Origin of the sequence: Streptomyces sp. AN091965 (assembly GCF_022698285.1) — a bacterium.
Lineage (GTDB): Bacteria > Actinomycetota > Actinomycetes > Streptomycetales > Streptomycetaceae > Streptomyces.
The window spans coordinates 1-16,945 of record NZ_JALDMY010000001.1 but is presented as its reverse complement, the minus strand read 5'-3'; the positions used below and the strand labels follow the sequence as shown (position 1 = coordinate 16,945).

15 protein-coding genes are annotated in these 16,945 nt (G+C 72.0%); 7 read left to right on the top strand and 8 right to left on the bottom strand.

The window, feature by feature from the left end:
* Positions 1–189 precede the first annotated feature (189 nt).
* Positions 190–552, bottom strand: coding sequence for a hypothetical protein (locus MQV74_RS00080; protein ID WP_242713946.1), 363 nt, complete (start codon positions 550–552; stop codon positions 190–192).
* Between the two features lie 751 nt (positions 553–1,303).
* Here MQV74_RS00080 and MQV74_RS00075 point away from each other — a divergent pair.
* Both MQV74_RS00075 and MQV74_RS00065 read left to right on the top strand, forming a co-directional pair.
* On the top strand, positions 1,304–1,546 hold the full coding sequence (locus MQV74_RS00075; RefSeq protein WP_242713945.1) for a hypothetical protein: 243 nt from the start codon (positions 1,304–1,306) through the stop codon (positions 1,544–1,546).
* A 1-nt stretch (position 1,547) separates the two neighbouring features.
* A complete protein-coding gene (locus MQV74_RS00065; protein WP_374120558.1) occupies positions 1,548–2,093 on the top strand; it encodes a Clp protease N-terminal domain-containing protein in 546 nt (181 codons plus the stop codon).
* A 227-nt stretch (positions 2,094–2,320) separates the two neighbouring features.
* Here the strand turns inward: MQV74_RS00065 and MQV74_RS00060 are convergent, their stop codons facing one another.
* From MQV74_RS00060 to MQV74_RS00040, 5 genes are all read right to left on the bottom strand, one after another.
* Positions 2,321–3,826 (bottom strand): FAD-binding oxidoreductase, encoded by a 1,506-nt coding sequence (locus MQV74_RS00060; protein WP_242713944.1) that lies wholly within the window; start codon positions 3,824–3,826, stop codon positions 2,321–2,323.
* A gap of 342 nt (positions 3,827–4,168) precedes the next feature.
* Positions 4,169–4,750 carry an AAA family ATPase gene (locus MQV74_RS00055; protein ID WP_242713943.1) on the bottom strand — a complete coding sequence of 194 codons (582 nt, stop codon included), beginning with the start codon at positions 4,748–4,750 and terminating at the stop codon, positions 4,169–4,171.
* A 184-nt stretch (positions 4,751–4,934) separates the two neighbouring features.
* Positions 4,935–7,151 (bottom strand): MMPL family transporter, encoded by a 2,217-nt coding sequence (locus MQV74_RS00050; RefSeq protein WP_242713942.1) that lies wholly within the window; start codon positions 7,149–7,151, stop codon positions 4,935–4,937.
* Between the two features lie 5 nt (positions 7,152–7,156).
* Positions 7,157–8,383, bottom strand: coding sequence for a beta-ketoacyl-[acyl-carrier-protein] synthase family protein (locus tag MQV74_RS00045; RefSeq protein ID WP_242713941.1), 1,227 nt, complete (start codon positions 8,381–8,383; stop codon positions 7,157–7,159).
* Positions 8,380–8,646, bottom strand: coding sequence for an acyl carrier protein (locus MQV74_RS00040; RefSeq protein WP_242713940.1), 267 nt, complete (start codon positions 8,644–8,646; stop codon positions 8,380–8,382). Before MQV74_RS00040 ends, MQV74_RS00045 begins: the two co-directional genes overlap by 4 nt.
* A 774-nt stretch (positions 8,647–9,420) precedes the next feature.
* Here MQV74_RS00040 and MQV74_RS00035 point away from each other — a divergent pair.
* The 4 genes from MQV74_RS00035 (at position 9,421) to MQV74_RS00020 (ending at position 13,141) form a co-directional block, all read left to right on the top strand.
* Positions 9,421–11,013, top strand: a complete 1,593-nt coding sequence (locus MQV74_RS00035; RefSeq protein ID WP_242713939.1) for a hypothetical protein — start codon at positions 9,421–9,423, stop codon at positions 11,011–11,013.
* A 210-nt stretch (positions 11,014–11,223) separates the two neighbouring features.
* Positions 11,224–11,889, top strand: a complete 666-nt coding sequence (locus MQV74_RS00030; protein WP_242713938.1) for an MSMEG_1061 family FMN-dependent PPOX-type flavoprotein — start codon at positions 11,224–11,226, stop codon at positions 11,887–11,889.
* A 106-nt stretch (positions 11,890–11,995) separates the two neighbouring features.
* Positions 11,996–12,742, top strand: a complete 747-nt coding sequence (locus MQV74_RS00025; protein WP_242728458.1) for an aminoglycoside phosphotransferase family protein — start codon at positions 11,996–11,998, stop codon at positions 12,740–12,742.
* Positions 12,743–12,952: 210 nt separating this feature from the next.
* Positions 12,953–13,141 carry a hypothetical protein gene (locus tag MQV74_RS00020; RefSeq protein WP_242713937.1) on the top strand — a complete coding sequence of 63 codons (189 nt, stop codon included), beginning with the start codon at positions 12,953–12,955 and terminating at the stop codon, positions 13,139–13,141.
* A 23-nt stretch (positions 13,142–13,164) separates the two neighbouring features.
* On the opposite strand, the gene MQV74_RS00015 is transcribed toward MQV74_RS00020, so the two are convergent.
* Together MQV74_RS00015 and MQV74_RS00010 are read right to left on the bottom strand one after the other, a co-directional pair.
* Positions 13,165–14,688: a chitinase gene (locus MQV74_RS00015; protein ID WP_242713936.1), complete on the bottom strand. Its 1,524-nt coding sequence runs from the start codon at positions 14,686–14,688 to the stop codon at positions 13,165–13,167.
* 499 nt (positions 14,689–15,187) lie between these two features.
* Positions 15,188–15,343 carry a hypothetical protein gene (locus MQV74_RS00010; RefSeq protein ID WP_242713935.1) on the bottom strand — a complete coding sequence of 52 codons (156 nt, stop codon included), beginning with the start codon at positions 15,341–15,343 and terminating at the stop codon, positions 15,188–15,190.
* A gap of 105 nt (positions 15,344–15,448) precedes the next feature.
* Between MQV74_RS00010 and MQV74_RS00005 the strand changes: the two genes are divergently transcribed.
* A complete protein-coding gene (locus MQV74_RS00005) occupies positions 15,449–16,804 on the top strand; it encodes a tetratricopeptide repeat protein (protein ID WP_242713934.1) in 1,356 nt (451 codons plus the stop codon).
* Positions 16,805–16,945 lie beyond the last annotated feature (141 nt).

The following is a 16,945-nucleotide window of genomic DNA, read 5'->3' as shown; positions in this document are numbered from 1 at the left end:
ACAGGTCTCTCCGGTGATCGTGGAGCGTCGCGGCTCCCTGATCGCCAGGGCCTGTGCCTGTCTCGCTGCCGGGGTAGCAGTTTCGCGCCTCTGTGTGTTCGTTCTCGTTGCGAAGACCCGCGTTGCTTGGTGCGGCACGAGCGGTGGTCCACGCGGGGACTGCGGTTCTGTCGGGCTTTTTGGAATGTGTCAGCCGCGCGTGTAGAAGTCGAAGGTGGTGAATCGGGCGGGCGCGCAGCTGACGTTGAAGGTCTGCCAGTTGGGGCGCGGTCCCAGCAGGGGGCCGGAGACACGCCGTCCGTCGGCGCAGTTCACGACCACCTTGACGTGACCGGAGCGCACCAGGCAGGTGAACTGGACCGTCTGGAACGGTGCGCGGCTGAAGTACCGGCAGTCGAAGACGGCGGCGATGCCGGCGTCGGTGTGCTCGCTGCTCGCGGTGCCCGAGATGGTGGGGGCGGCCTGGTTCTGGGTAACCGGCGTGACGGTGCCGGTCGGTGCGGCGGATGCCGCTGTCGGCGCGGCGAAGAGAGCGGCACTGGCCGCTGCCATGACGACTAACGGTTTGATCTTCAAGGACGTGATGGACTCGCGTCCGAAAAGCGGTCGACGCATGAAATCTCCTCGGATTGGTTAGGCCATTTCTTTGGCCTGCGGCACAGCATGTCCAGGATCCAGTCGCGGTAGCTATGTCACTTCTCGTGAAATCCGCCTGCCTGCCCGGCCAGGATTGAGTTTTCACTTTTTCAGGTGCCCGGGATGAGTATCCGGCGTAGTAGCACCGCGCTCTTCGCCGCTTCGCGGTCAAGTCCTGCACCGGGATCGGAGCAGGGATTTCCTGTGTCACGAGGCATCTTCCACCAGGTTGTGCGCCCATCACTTGGGCGCACAGCCACTCCCCCGCGCACAAGGGCCGTCCGGCCCAGCGGGTTTCGCAGGGCCTTTGGCTGTGCTTTTTCTCGCGGAAATTCGGAAGACACAGGGAAGAGTATGGCGGTGAATTTGTGATGTCTTGAGTAGTCATTACTCAAGTCCGTGCCGGATGCCGGCCGATGAGCACTGCGAGTGCGGCGAGTGCGGCGTGGCCGGAGCCGCCGGGCCCGGCAACGACCATGTCGGCGAATGACAACGGCAGCGGCACCCTCACTGACCTGAGCGGCGTCGGCACCCTGAACGGCATGAGAGGAGCTGGCGAGCGGCAAGAGGTCCTTGCGCTGGCCTCGCAGGTCAGCAACGCGGCGCCGGCGCCGCCGCTTGTCAGGGTCCCTTGACACTCGCTACGCGTCAGGGCACCCTGACAGACATGGGAGCTGAGGACACACCGGCCTCGCTGGCCGGACAGGTCACCGACAAAAACCCCGAGATCGGACTGCAGGCCGTCGTCGCCCTGCGCCGCCTGCTGGAGGAACTCGAGCGGGTCCACGTCGACAACGCCCGCAAACAGGGCTGGTCCTGGCAGAGCATCGCCACATCGCTGAACGTCAGCCGGCAGTCAGTGCACGAGAAGCATGCGAGCAGGCGTAAGGCCGAAGGCAAGGAGAAGTAGGGTGTTCGAGTTCTTCACCGACCGCGCACGGCACGCCGTGACCCTGGCCCAAGACGAGGCGATCGCCCTCGGCCACGACTTCATCGGCACGGAACACCTGCTGCTCGGCCTGGCCGGCACCGACCGGAGCACGGCCGGGGAGGTACTGCGCAAGCAGGGCGCCGGGCAAGCGCGGATCAGGCAGGAGACCCTGCGCATCCTGGAGGCCGCCGGAGTCGCCACCACCGGCGGGCAAGGCGCGAAGGACGCCCTGTCCTGCCTCGGCATCGACGTCGAGGAGATCCAGCGCAAGGCCGACGACAGCTTCGGCCCCGGCGCCTTCCAGTATCCCCGGCCCACCTACACCCAGGACGCCAGGAAAGCCCTCGAACAGACCCTGAGCGAGGCACACGCGCTCGGCCACAACAGATTCGGCACCGAACACATCCTGCTCGGCCTGCTGGCCGCAGGAGAAGGCCGTGGCCTGGACGTCCTGAACGCCCTGGAGGTCGACCGCGCGGGGCTGCGCGAGGCGGTACTGGCCCGCGTGGCCGGGGGCGCCTCGTAGCGCCGGCTGCGGAGACGAGCCGCCCCGCGTGTGGGACGCGAAGGGAACAGGGCGGGGGTTGCAGAGCTGACAGCCCGTCACGACTGGGCGTGGTGCGAGGTTTGGGCCGGTGGTGCGCATCGGCTTCGGCTGCTGGCCGCGTGGATGCGGCAGCCGAAGAGCCCGCACGGGCAGCACGCGGATCGTTAGACGTCCGCCGGTCCGCGAGGGGCGGTGGGAGCTCGGGCTCAGGCCGCGGGCGGGATGTTGTGGTTGACGCGGAAGAGGTTGTGGCGGTCGTAGCGGCGCTTGAGTGTGGTGAGGCGTTCGTAGTCGCGCGGGCGGTAGGCGCGGCGCACCCGGGTGGCGGTCGTGTCGTGGTCGGTGAGGAAGTTGGGCTGCGTGTGCCCGGTCAGTGAGGGGCCGAGGATGTCGAAGAGGCGCTGCTGTCCGGCTTCGAGGGCGGCGTCCTGGCCGGGATCGGGTGCCACGTCCGCGACGAACAGGTTGAACGCGGCATCGCGCGGCCCCACCGCGTTGGGGTGCTTCGGGGCGCGGGCGAGCGCGCCGCCGAGGTGACGGATCTCGACGACCATCGGGGGCCGGTCGGCGTCGGGGCCCGCGGCCCGCAGCAGGCGCCGCAGCGTGGCGTCGTCCAGGGCCCGCAGCGCGCCGGCGCGCTCGCGGGTGCGGATCGGGCCCGCCGGATCGGCGTAGATCTTGGCGATGTCGGTGTACGGCATGTCGGCCACGCTGTCCTGGGCGGGGCCGAGGGCGCGCAGCGGGCGCAGCAGTTTCTCGCCCTCGGCCGCGTCGCCGGTGAATGCCACGCGCAGCTTGGCGAGGGTCTTGCCGCGCAGCGGGGCGGGGAAGGCGGGGCTGTCGGTGGGGACGTTCACGATCACCAGGGAGGTCGTCATCCGCTCGGTGAGGTTGCGGGTGAACTTCTGGTAGGCCCTGAGGAGTTCGGGCACACCGCCGATGAACAGCATGTTCCCGCCGTAGAGCCGGGTGAGGGGGAAGAGTGCCGTCTCGATTTCGGTGATCACGCCGAAGTTGGACTTGCCGCCGCGTACCGCCCAGAACAGGTCGGCGTCGCGGTGCGGGGTGAGCCTGCGGCGTCGTCCCTTGGCGTCGACCAGGTCGACGCGGGTGATGTGGTCGGCCGCGTAGCCGACGGTGCGCCCGATCACCGGGAGGCCGCCGCCGCTGGTGTACCCGGTGACGCTGACGTCCACTGCCGAGCCGCTGGCGGGTGCCAGGCCGTGGGCGGCGGCCGCGTCGATGAGGTCGGAGAAGACCACGCCGGGGCTCACCACGGCGGTGCGCTGGGAGGGGTCGATGCGGATGCGGTTGAGCCGGCGGGTGTTGATGAGCAGCCCGCCGTGCGCGGAGCGGGAGATGCCGTGGCCGGTGGCCTGCACGGCGATCGGTACGCGGTGGTGCGAGGCGATGCGTACGGCGGTGGCGATGTCATCGGCGTGGCGGGGCACGACGATCGCTGCCGGGTGGTGGTCGATGACCCGGTGGTAGGCGGCGCGCTCGGCGTCGTAGGCGGCGTCCCCGCGGACCAGTACCCGCTCGTCGGGCAGTGCGCGGCGCAGCTGTGCGGCCAGAGCGCGCTCTCCTCGGGTCGCGGTCGTGCTGTTCTGGGCGGTCGCCGTGTCGGCGGCCGCCGCACCGGCGGCGACGGCGAGGGCGCCGGCGCCTGCGGCCTTGAGCGCGGTACGGCGGCCGGGCTGCTGCTGTGACACCTGGTGGTTCCTTGTCTCTTGTGAACTCTCGTGTCGTACGGATACGACGACGCCGGGGGCGTCACGGAGGAGACTGGCATCGGGTGATCAACAGCGGCTCAACGGTGGGTCAGCGCGCGGGCGTGCGGTTGCTGCGGGCGCGTGGGAGGGAGCGGGGCGCCGGTCCGTGCTGGTGCGGTGCGACGCGGGCCTGCGGGAGCCTGCGCGGGTGGGCCCTGCGCCGACGAGGGGGTGCGGAAGGTCCGTGCACCTGTGCTCAGCACGGTCCGCCGCTACGGCGCGTGCCCTGCTGCCAGGGGTCTGGAGTGGCGCCGATCACGCGGTCCTGCAGCGGCAGGACGGTCACTGCTCTGTGGCGGCGAGGGTGAACCGGCCTGCCCGTAGACCGGTGGCGAGGTCTGCTGCGGTCTGCTCCGGTGTCTGGCTGCTCGAGTCGACCACGTGGCCTTCCAGCGCACCCAGCTCTTGGAACGCACCGTACAGGCCGACGATGGTGTCGGTGTCCTTCAGCTGCCGTCCTTTGCGCTGGGTGGCGCGCGCGATGGCCACGTCCAGGCTCGGCCGCAGCACGGCGTACGCCAGTGCGAGGTCGTCCTGTCGGCAGGCCGTGCGGAATGCCGCCAGGACCCAGGGGCCGAGGATGCCGTCCAGGACGACGTCGTATCCGCCCCGCCCGTACGCGCACGCCGCGCGGGTCATGACGTCGAGGACGACCTCGTTCTGGCGTTGGGCCTGAGGAAGGTAGGGCGGGACGAAGCCCGAGCGGATCCACACGTAGAGGCTGTCCGTGCGCAGGTGGACCGTCGGCTGCTCGGCACCCGAGGCGAGGGCGTCGGCGACGGCGGACTTGCCGGCTCCCGGTGGCCCGCCGAGCAGCAGCAGGCTGCCGGGCCGTCGCGGCATGGAAGTGTCTGGGGTCTGCACAATGGGCTCCTTTCGGTCCTCTGCTGTCGGCCGGAACGTTAGCTCCGAGGGTACTGACGGGTTTTGTCGGCTGATGAAGAAGAATCAGTCAAGGGCGCCGATCGGGACGCCGGTCAGTGCCGGGATGGCGCAACTCGTTGCTGTGCTGGGTGTGTTGTTCTGACTCGATGGTGTGAGGCTGACTTCATCGAATGCGCTTCAGGCACTCGGCTTCGGCTTCGAGCGCGGCCCCGCGGTCGCTGCGCCACCGCCGATAGCCACACTCAGCACGCGGCCCACCACCGCCGCGCCCGCCTCCCCGCCGCAAGCCGCCGCCGTCATGAAGGGCTTCGTGGTGTTCTGCGCGGCCGGGGTCTGGGGGCCGGGTGCCTTGGGGCAGCCACGCGGGTGCCCACCAGTTGGCGCGGCCCGCCAGGGTGAGGAAGGCCGGTACCAGGATTCCCCGCACCACCGTGGCGTCGAGGAGGACGGCGACGGCGAGGCCGGTGCCGAGGAGTTTCAGGACCGTCAGTGCGGAGGTGGCGAGCACCCCGGTGACCAGGGCCACGGCGAGGGCCGCTGTGGTGACGAGCCGCCCGGTGCGGGCCACGCCCTCCACCACGGCGTCCCGGTTGTTCAGGCCCCGCAGCCACTGCTCGCGTACGCGGGAGAGCAGGAAGATCTCGTAGTCGATCGCGAGTGCGAAGGCGACGGCCGCCATGAGCAGGGGCAGCGTCAGGTCCAGGGCGCCCGTGACGGCGAACTCGCCGAGCGCGCCCTGCAGATGGCCGTCCTGGAAGATGTGCACGACCAGGCCGAAGCTCGCCGTCAGGCTCAACGCGCCCACCAGCAGCGCCTTGAAGGGCAGCAGCACGCTGCGGGTCAGCAGGAAGAGCATCGCCCACGTGGTGATCGCCAGCATGGCGCCGGCCAGGGGCAGCCGCTGGGCCACCGCCGCCTTGGTGTCGGCGAGCATCGCCGCGCGGCCCGCCACCCGGGCGCCCTCGGGGAGCGCGCGGAGGCCGGCCACGAGTCGCTGGGCGGCGGCGGATTGGGGTTCGGCCGTGCTGAGGACGCTCAGCACCGGGCCGAGTCCGGGCAGGGTCGCGGGGCGGACCGCGGCGACGTGGTCAAGGGCGGCCGCCCGCTGCCGGTAGGCCGTGGCGTCCGCGGCCTTGGGCAGGACCACGGTGAGGGTGCGCTCGGCGGGCGCGGCGAAGCCCTCCCGGATCTTTTGGCCCGTCGCGTGGGCCTCGGTGCTCGCCGGCAGGGTCCGCTCGTCGATGAGCCCGAACCGCACGTGTCCGAACGGCATCGCGCACAGCAGCAGGGCCACGGTGCAGCCGATCCCGTACAGGGCGGGGCGCCGGGTGACCACCGTCGCGGCCCGCCGCCACAGCGGGCTGTCGGGGCGCCCGGTGCGGCCGATGCGGCGGCCGAGCAGAAGCAGCAGCGGCGGTACGACGGCCATGGCGGCGGCCGCCGCGAGGAGGGCCACTGCCATGCCCGCGCAGGCCATGGAGCGCAGGAACGGCAGCGGCAGCACGAGCAGTGCCGCCATCGCGAGGGCCACGGTGCAGGCCGAGGCGGCCACCGTGCGGCCGGTGGTGCGCACCGTGCGCGCCACCGCGTCGGGCACCTCACGGCCGTGGTCCAGCTCCTCGCGGAAGCGGGTGATGAGGAAGAGGCCGTAGTCCACCGCGAGGCCGAAGCCGAGTGCCGTGGTGAGGTTCATCGCGAACACCGACACCGGCATGGCGTACGTCAGGGCCCGCAGGAGCGCCGTGGTGGCCGCGACCGCGAGCGCGCCGATCACGACGGGTACCAGGGCGGCGAGCAGCGAGCGCAGCGCGATCGTGAGGAGCAGCAGTGTCAGGGGTGCTGCGATCAGTTCGGCGGTGAGGAGGTCGTGTGCGCTCGCCTGCGCGGCCTGCACGCTCACCCAGGAGCCGCCGGTGGCAGAGACCTCCAGGGGCCCGTGGCGGCCTGTCAGCTTGGGCACCAGGCGGCGGGCTGTGGCGGTCGCGTCCCGGTCGTCGCCCGCGAGGTCGGCGGTGATCAGGGCGGCCCGTATGTCGTGGGAGCGCAGCAGGGGGTCGGGGGTGACCCAGTAGGAGCGGGTCGAGGTCACCCCGTCGGCCGCGGCCAGCTCCCGGGTGAGGGCGCGGCCCGCCCGCCGGGCGGCGGCGGTGTCCAGTGCGGTGGAGGAGCGGGCCAGCAGGACCAGGTCCGGCGGGGCCGCGCCGGCGCGGGCCAGCAGGGCGGCCGTCCGGTCCGCTGGGGTGTTCTTGGCGGTGTAGCCGCCGTTGGCGAGCCGTTCGTGCGTGCCCGTGCCCGCGGCCGCGCAGAGGGCGGCCACCAGGGCGGCGAGCAGCAGCAGCAGACGGGGGCGGGCATGCTGGAGGCGCGGGCGGGTGCTCACGCGGGTCATGCGGCGCGGAAGAAGAGCACCGCGTTCTGGCCGCCGAATCCGAAGGCGTTGCTGAGGGCGCCCGTCATCCGGTGGGTCCGGGGCGTTTTGGTGACGACGTCGATGGCCAGGTCTTCGTCGTGCTGGTTGAGGTTGGCGGTGGGCGGGATGAGCTGCCGCTCCAGGGAGAGCACCGTCAGTGCGGCATCGACTGCTCCGGCGGCGCCCAGGGTGTGGCCGATGGCGCCCTTGGCGGAGGTCACCGGGGGTGTGCCCGGCTGGAAGAGGGTGGCGAGGAGGCCGGCCTCGATGCGGTCGCCCTGCGGGGTCGAGGTGCCGTGGGCGTTGATGTGGTGGACGTCTGCCGGTTGGGCCCCGGCGTCGGTGAGGGCCGCTTGGATGGCTCGCCGTGCGCCGTCGCCGTCCGGCCGGGGGCTGGTGGCGTGGAAGCCGTCGGCGGAGGCCCCGTAGCCGGCGAGGTAGCCGCGGATGCGGGCGCCGCGGGCACGGGCGTGCTCCGGGCGCTCCAGGACGACGATGCCGGCGCCCTCGCTGAGGACGAAGCCGTCCCGGTGGGTGTCGAAGGGGCGGGAGGCGGCGGCCGGATCGTCGCGGCGCTGGGAGAGGGCGCCGAGCCGGTAGAAGGCGGCCGAGCCCATCGGTACCCGGGCGCAGTCGGTGCCGCCCGCGATGGCGATGTCGCAGGATCCGGCGCGCAGCAGGTCGCGGGCGATGCCCAGCGCGGTGGCTCCGGAGGCGCAGGCCGTGGAGGTGGTGAGGCAGGGGCCGGTGGCGTGCAGGTCCATCGAGACCTCGCCGGCGACCATGTTGGGCAGGGAACGGGGCAGCGTGAGGGGGGAGATGGCGTGGAGGCGGCCCTCGGCGAGGCTGCGGTAGGCGTCCGCCCAGGTGTCGCCCCCGGCGGCGGCCACGCCGAGGACGACGGCGACCCGCGGTGCGTCCCACGCCTGGGGGTCCAGTGCCGCGTCTGCGACGGCCTGGCGGGCGGCCACCATGGCGAGCTGGGTGAACCGGTCGATGCGCCAGGTGAGCCGCGGGCCGAGCAGGGTGGCGGCGTCGAAGTCCGGCACCCGGCAGGAGAAGTCGACGGGGAGACCGGTGAGGACCTCGTCGCGCGCGGCGAGGCCGCTGCCCGCGCAGATGCCCGTCCAGGATTCCTCGACGCCCACCCCCGCGGGGGTGACCAGGCCGAGCCCGGTGACGGCCATGTCCCGTGCTGTCACCGGACGGCCTTGTGCGGCAACGGGGCTGCTCCCGCCGCGGCGACGGCCGCGGTCAGGTGCTCGGCCGCCTCGGCGAGGGTGATGTCCGCGCGGTCCTCGGGCAGGCTCACGCCGAAGGTGTCCGTGAGGAGCATGCCCAGCTCCAGCCGGGCGAGTGAGTCGAATTCCAGTGCCTCAAGGGTGGCGTCCGGGCGGATCTGGTCCTTCGGTACGCCGAAGTGCTCGGTGAGCAGGCGGGTCATCACGTCGTAGACGGGCTCCATCGGTGTTCTCCTTCGCATGGGTGGGGGGCGTCGGGTGTGAGGTGTGCCGGTCGTTGCCGCCGGCGTGCACGGCGTCCTGCGCACGCCCGCCGTGCTCAGCGGTGAGAACAAGTCCGGGAGCGCGCGCGTCCGGGAGCGGCAGTGAGTGTGGCGTGTGTGATTGCTGCCGTGGTGTGCGCGGGGTCTTTTTGCCTCAGGCCGCCGTCGCACAGGCGCTCATCCGCCGGGGGCTTCCTGTGGGCCTGGTGCGCGCGTCACGCTCGCCCTTGCCGGGCAGCGGGCGGGGGGCGGATGAGAGGTGGCCTGGCGGGCAGGCCCTGGCGGACGGCCGGGGGGCGAGCGCCTCCGAGGGGGCGGCGGGGCTCACGGCGGCGATCCCGGACACCGTGAACGCCGCACGGCACATGAGGGGGAACCGGATGGGCAGCAAAGCATGTTGTTTTCCCATCACTTCATGTCGAAACCGGATTCCTCGCACAGTTTGACCATGGCAGGAGCGAAAGTGGCGCTACCGGCGCGCGGATTCCTCCATTGAGAGGACACACGAAACGCGCCGGACATGACAGAACCGAAACCGGGGCTCCGTGATGCGGGCCGGCAGGCCTCTCCCCCGCCTCTTTCGAGGTGCGCAGGATCCTTTGCCGGAAGCAACGCGGCAGCGGCCGCGGCGGCACAAGCAGTTGGTTGTCCGTACAACCATTGGCCTGCCCCGCGGGTCGTACGCGCGACACGATGGCATCACCCGTTGGGGGAGCTTTGAAGAAGTTCACGGCAGTGCTGGCCACAAGCCTGGTGGCCTCCTCTGCCACGCTGATCGCCGTGCCCGCGGCGCACGCGGGGGACGGCGACTCCCGCGGCCGTACGGAGACGGTGCAGGAGGGCGGCACGATCTACGCCTCCTACGAGCACATGTCCTCCCGGTTCCGCCCGGAGGACGTCACGCTCAAGATCCATGAGAAGAACAGGTCCGAGGTCCTCGCCAGCGTCCGTCTCGTGGGCACCGACACGTGCCCGGCCACGAGCGACTGCTACGAGGACGTCTTCCGGTCCGAGCCGGTCACCCTGCCCGCCATGGGCGCCTACGTGATCGACGTCGTGGCCAGGGAAGGGCAGCCGGACGAGGTCGTCCAGCGTTCGACCGGCTTCCTCAACTACGGCCTCAACCCCAAGCTGACCCTCAGCAGCAGCCACCCGTGGGTCTCCTACGACCACCCCACCGCCAAGGTGTCCGGATCCCTGGTGGCCGAGGACCCGAACACCCACGAGGTCAAGCCGTTCGCCGGGGTGGGCCTCTACTACCGCGCCCGCGAGGCCCACGGCGAGGGGTGGGTGTGGACGAACCAGAAGGGGCGTTTCACCACCACCAAGTACTACGACGAGTACAGCTCCGCCGCCACCACCAAGTTCGAGTACATGTTTGACGAGCAGTACGAGTCGCTGAGCCTGCCCTTCCGCCAGCAGGAACTGAAGCTCACGGTGGACACCCCCACGGGCACTCTCACCGCCCCCTACGGCAGTGAGATCCCCATCCGGGGCAAGCTCACCCGCATCGCGGACGACGGCACCGAGAAGCCCGTCGCCAAGGAGGTGCGCATCGGCACCGGCGCCGGCACCGACACCACCGCGGTCAGCGGCCAGGACGGCGTCCTGGCCACGGGGTACACCGTCAAGCAGAGCGGGCAGGTGCGTGTGTGGCCGACCGGGTCGAACTGGTTCACCGCGCCGGCCCCGCACTCCTTCACGGTGGCCCGGCCTCCCCAGACCAGCACGCTGTCGAACGTCAAGGGCACGGTGGACAAGTACCGCAAGGTCACCTTCACCGGCAAGCTCGGCGTCACCGAGGGCACCTACCCGGCGGGCACCAAGGCGGAGATCTCCATCGACCACCGCCCCGCGGGCGGGTCCTGGACGAGCACCGGCACCTTCGAGGCCGCCTACGGCTCCTCCTTCACCGCGTCCTCGCCGAAGAAGGCCGACTCGGGCGCCCAGTGGCGGCTGCGCCTCGTCCACGCGGGCGTGGACAGTCCCGGCGTCAAGCTGGGACGCACGTACACGCGGGTGTGGAACGACGGCGTCTCGCCCGAGGGCGTGCGCAAGGGCTCGACGCTCACCGCCAAGGGCGGCCTGATGCACAAGTCCGGATCCACCTGGCGGCCGTACGCCGGACACAAGATCCGCGTCTGGTTCAAGGCCAAGAGCGCCGGCTCGGCGTGGAAGGAGCTGGGCAGCACCAAGACGCTCAGCGACGGCACGTTCAGCAAGAAGTTCACCGCGAAGCAGGACGGCACCTGGCAGATGCGCTACACCGACACCGACGCCTCCCACTACGCGGACTACGGGAGCGAGGACTACGTCGACGTCCGCTAGCCGGCGCCCACCGCGCACCGGGCGGCCCCGCCGGAATCCGTCCGGCGGGGCCGCCTGCGCTGCGGGGCCCGCCACCGGACCGGCGCACCCGCAGCGGGTGCAGCGAGCACCGGCACGGCCCTGGACAAGGAGGGCGCGGCGGCCGGGCCAAGCGGGCGCGATCACGTGCGGGGCGCCGCGCCGGGCCGGTCGTCTTCTAGGGTCGGTTCCATGATGATCGATACGGGTACCACCGGCCTGCTCTTCGACGCCCTGCGGGCGGACGCTCTCACCAGCCCGGCTCAGCTGGCCGAGCTCTACTCGCAGCCGAACCCGAACGCAGTCCGCAAGGAGATCGACCACCTGACCGACCAGACCCGCGCGCTGATCGGCTGTTCTTCGCTGGTGTTCATAGGCAGCGCCGACGCCGAGGGCAGGGCGGACGTGACGCCGCGCGGCGGCCCGGCCGGGTTCGTCTCCGTGCTGGACGAGCGGACCCTGGTGATCCCCGACGCGACCGGCAACAAGCGGCTCGACACCATGCACAACGTGCTGCAGACCGGACGCGTCGGACTGCTCTTCCTCATCCCCGGCCGCCCGACCACCCTGCGCGTCAACGGCCGCGCCTGCGTCTCCGCCCGCCCGGAACTGCTCACCCAGCTCACGCCCGTCGGCAAACCGCCCGTCACCGCGCTGGTCGTACACGTCGAACAGGTCTACCCCCACTGCCCCAAATCCCTGATGCGCGCCCACGCGTGGCAGCCGGAGCAGTGGGTGCCCGCCGACGCCCAGCCCGCCAGCGCCGAGGTGACGCTGGCCCAGCTGAACCTGCCGGGCCTGACCATCGAGCAGATCGAGGAGGCCGAGCGGGAGTCGCTGCGCCTGCGCTACGAGTGAACCGGACGCGGGCGTGGCACCAGGGCCTGCCGGTCGGCCACGCCGTCGCGCGCAGTAAACCCGGCGACATCGGCGATCACCGCCGGGATACTGGCCGCCCATGGATATCGATGAGGTCAAGGTCGTCGTCGCCCATCACGAGTGCGCGACGCTGCGCGTCGGCGACGTGTTCCTCAAGGTGGACGCCGACCAGACGCGCACCGACGTCGAAGTCGAGGCGATGGCCAGGGCGCCGGTCCCCACCCCTGAGGTGCTGTGGCGCCGACCGCCCGTGCTCGCGCTCGCCGCGCTGCGGGGAGCGCCGCTCGGCCGCCTCGGCAAGCCCTCGACCGCGTCCCCGGCGGCGTGGGCCGCGGCGGGCGCCGCCATCCGCCAGCTGCACGACGCGCCGCTGCCGCCCTGGACCGGGAGGGCCGGCCGCGGACTTGAGGAGGTGAGGGCGGAACTCGACGGCGAATGCGCGCTGCTCGTGGCCAACGGCCTCCTGCCCGCCGAGCTGGTCACCCGCAACCACCAGGTCGCCCAGGCCGCCCTGCGGCCGTGGACCCCGGCCTTCACCCACGGCGACCTGCAGATCGCCCACGTCTTCGCCGACGGCGAGCGGATCACGGGCATCATCGACTGGACCGAGGCCGGCCAGGGCGATGCCCTGCACGACCTGGCCGCCTTCACCCTCGGCCACGAGGAACACCTCGACGACGTCCTCGCCGGGTACGGCGCCGACGCCGATCCCGACGTGATCCGCGCCTGGTGGTCCTTGCGCAGCCTGCTGGGGGTCCGCTGGCTGATCGAGCACGGCTTCGACCCGTTCGCCCCGGGCTGCGAGGTCGACGTCCTGCGATCTCGCATGTGAGCGGCCGCGCCCCGACGGGGTCCGAGGGCCCCGGCCTGTCCATGGGGCACCAGTGGCGGGGCCCGGCCGGCGGGCTAAGGCACTTTCCTATGCCTAAGGCCCCCGCCCCGCCGGAAGATGCGGAACCTTCCCGATGTGCCGCACCCCCCTGGGAAACGAAAGTGGAGTCATCGCAGAGAGCGAGACACCACCACCCAGGGGGAAAAGAAAATGTTCGACTACGAGATCCACCAGTTCCGCGCCGCCGAGCTCGCCCAGGAAGCCGCCCACCACCGCCTCGTACGCGAAGCCCTCAAGGCCGCCAGGCCCCGCCGCCGGGTGCTCGGCCGGGAAGCCGCCGAGGCCCGCCTGACGGCCCAGCGCACCGGCACCGCCGACCGCTACACCCGCGCGGCCTGACCCTCAGGGTGACACCGCCCGGGTCAGCAGGCTCCCAGGTCCTGCCAGACGCCCCACTGGCCGGTGGTGCCGGGTTCCTCGCCGGTCGTCCACCACTTGGCCTTCCAGGTGTGGCCCTTGTGGGACACCTGCTGGCCCGCGGTGTAGACGGCGGCCGGGGCCCAGGGGGCCGCGGTGCACTGGTTGCCGCTGCCGCCGGTGATGGTCAGGGAGTAGGTCGTGGAGTGGGCGGCCGAGGGGCCCGTGGCGGTGACGACGAGGCTGTAGGTGCCGTTGACGGCCGCCGTGGTGGTGGAGACCGTGAGGGTGGAGGTCTCGCCGGCCGTGACGGAGGCGGGGCTGAGGGTGGCGGTGACTCCGGCGGGCGCGCCGCTGACGCTCAGGTCGAGGGTGCGGGCGGTGCCCGCGGTGACCGCGGTCTTCAGGGTGCTGGTGGCGGAGGCGCCCGCCTTGAGGGTGGCGGCGGCCGGAGAGAGGGCCAGGGAGAAGTCGTCGCTCGGCGGGGTGCTGGCGCGGGTGAAGGGCGCGAAGACACGGGAGAAGTCCCAGGTGCCCTGTTCGATGCCGGAGCAGTCGTCCCTGGCTCCGCCGCCGGGGCACTTTCCGTTGTCGCGCTGCAGCGCCCAGAAGCTGAGCGTGTTGATTCCCTTGGCGAGCGCCCAGTCGTACACCGTGGTGGCGTTGGGCAGGGTGAAGGTCTCGGCGGGGCCGAAGTCGTCGACGCCCGGCATCTCCGTGACGCCGATCATGCCCCAGAGCTGGGCGGGGGTCTTGGCGGGGTAGAGCCTGGCGAGCTGGTCGTACAGGCCCTGGGCGGCGGTCTTGGTGTCCTGGGCCATGTCGTGCTGGGCGTTGTCGTAGTAGTCGAACGTCATGATGTTGGCGACGTCGACGCGCGCGCCGTTGGCGACCGCGTTCTTGAGCAGGGCCAGGCCGCCGGCCGCCAGGCCGCGGGTGGTCGTCGGCAGGGTGTAGGAGATCTCCAGTTGGCGGCCGGTGGAGGCGGCCCAGTCCTGGACCTTCTTGATCGCCTTGTTGCGGCGGTCGATGCCCGCGGTGTTGTCCAGGGCGTCGACCTCGATGTCCATGTCGAGCCGGGGGACGTCGTAGGTCGTGATGACCTTCTGGTAGACGGCGGCGATCTGGTCGACGTCGGTGCAGCTGTCGGCGATCTCGGTTCCGGTGGTGTCGGCCGTGTAGCCGCCGAAGGAGGGGATGACGTCTCCGCCGCGGCCCTGGATCGTCTTGATGTCGGCGCCGAAGGACTTGGTGTCGACCGGCAGGGAGGTGTCGCCGTTCCAGTAGGCGGTGCAGGAGCCCTTCGTCGCCGTCTGGAGGAAGGCCATCGTGAGGTGCTTGGCGCCGGACTGGGCGCTGAGGGCGGCGGGGCTCTCGCCCGTCCACGACTCGAAGTAGGGGGCGAAGACATGGGCGGGCAGCGGGGTGGCGGCCTGGGCGGGGGCGCTGGAGAGCGCGGTCAGGCCCGCGGCGGCCACCGCGGTGGCCGCCGCGGCGAGAGCGGCACGGAGGGAACGCATTCGTCTCATGGCCATCCCTAAGGGGTGAAGGGGCGTCAGGGAGGGGCTGACGCGCGGCTGTTGCCCCATGAGGTAGCCCTGTGGTCACAGACATGTCAATGGTATGGACCAGGCGAGGACTAGACCAATTTCGGGGCTCCTTCTCACCGGGAGCAGCCGCGTGCGGGGCTGCGCGGCGGGGGCCGCTGGTCAGACGGCCGCCCGCCCCCGGGCCGCAGGCCGCCGCCCCGGGCGCCCGGCCGTACCGCTTGACCGTAATTTCAACAACCTCCGGGGCCTGCTCCCCAACGCGCCGCCCCCGCATGCTCCAGCGCCTCGCGGACGGCGAGATGGCCCGCGACCCTGAACGCCGGCTCGTGCGAGCCGAACGCGTCGGCGCGGGCACCCCGCAGCACCACCCGGACGGCCACCACCACCCCGTGCCCGGGCAGGCGCAGCCGCTCCTCGATGCCCGCGGCCGCGGCCGCGAAGAAGCGCGGCAGGTCCCCGGCAAGCTCGTACGCAACCCTCAGCCCCTGGCGACCTCGAAGACGAAGCCCTCGGCCGCAGGCTCGAAGTCCACCGTGATCCCCGCGAACTGCGGCGCGCAGTTCTGCCGCTGGTGCAGCACGCGAACGCCGCGCAGCGGGTACGGCGGAAACCGGGGCGGCCCGGAGGGGGTCATGCCGCAACGCTGCCCCGCCCGGGTGAACGGCCCGCGCGTGCCGTGGTGTCCGCTCCCCCCGGGCGGGGCAGGGTTCTCGCGGGCGGCCTTCGGGAGGCGGACAGGGTGAGCGTGGACCGGCACGGCCAGGTGATGACGGACACCGGCGCCGCAGCGGTGCGGCACTACGAGAAGGCCCTGGAGGACCTTCTGTTCTTCCGCGAGGAGGTGTCCGGGCAGACCGGGGCCGTCCTTGAGGCCTCGCCCCGCTCCGCCATGGGCCACGTCCTGCGCGCCTACCTCGCCCTGCTCGGCACGGAGGAGAAGGACGCGGCCGAAGGGGCCGCAGCGTTCCGGACGTTTTACCGGCACGTGCCGCTGGAGGGCCTGAGCGTGCGCGAGCGCCTGCACGCCGAGGCCGCCTCCGCCTGGCTGGCCGGTGACCTGCACCGGGCGGGCCGGCTGCTCGGCGAACTCACGGTGGCCCACCCCAAGGACATCCTCGCCCTGGCCGTCGGCCACCAGATCGACTTCTTCACCGGCAACGCCGTCCTCCTGCGCGACCGCATCGGCGGCGCCCTGGCCTCCTGGGACCGCGACGACCCGCACTACGGCCTGCTGCAGGGCATGTACGCCTTCGGCCTGGAGGAGTGCGGGCACTACGCCCTGGCCGAACAGGTCGGCCTGGAGGCCGTCGAACGCAACGCCCGCGACGTGTGGGGCATCCACGCCGTCGTCCACGCCTACGAGATGCAAGGACGGCACGAGGACGGCATCGGCTACCTCGACGCCCGCACCGAGGCCTGGTCGGCCGGGAACTACCTGAACGTGCACAACTGGTGGCACTACGCCCTGTACCTGCTGGAGACGGGGCGCACCGACAAGGTCCTGGCCGTCTACGACGCCGCCCTGCACCACGAGGGCTCCCCCGGCGCGGCGATGGAGCTCCTGGACGCGGCCGCGCTGCTGTGGCGCCTGCAGCTGGCGGGCACCGACACCGGTGGCCGCTGGCCCGCGCTCGCCGAGGCGTGGGCGCGCCGGGGCGACGGGCCCCACTACGCCTTCAACGACGTCCACGCCGTCATGGCCTACGTCGGGGCCGGACGCATCGGCGACGCCCAGCAGCTCATCGGCGAGCGGGAGCGGTGGCTGCGCGAGGCCGGCGCGGGGCCGTCCAACGTGGCGATGACCGCCGAGATCGGCCTTCCGGTGTGCCGGGCCCTGGTGGCGTACGGGCAGCGGCGCTACGCCGACGTGGTGGACCTGCTGCTGCCGCTGCGCTACCGCTTCCAGGAGTTCGGCGGCAGCCACGCCCAGCGGGACGCCCTGCACAAGACCCTCGTCGAGGCCGTCTTGCACGCGGGCGCCTACGACCTGGGCCGCGCGCTGCTGAGCGAACGCATCAGCCTGCGCTCGCGCTGCCCCTACAACCAGCAGGCGTGGGCACGCCTGACGGCCGCGCAGCAGCCGGGCCGCGGGTGAGCGTTGTCCGTCCTTGGGCTTCCCCTCCGCCGGCGGGGGTGTGCGGCACGGCTGAATGCAGGCCCTGGGGCGGGAGCTCCCCCTACGGTGGCCTTGCCCGCCGGGCCGACCGGTCGGGCAGGCAGGCAGGCAGGCACAAGG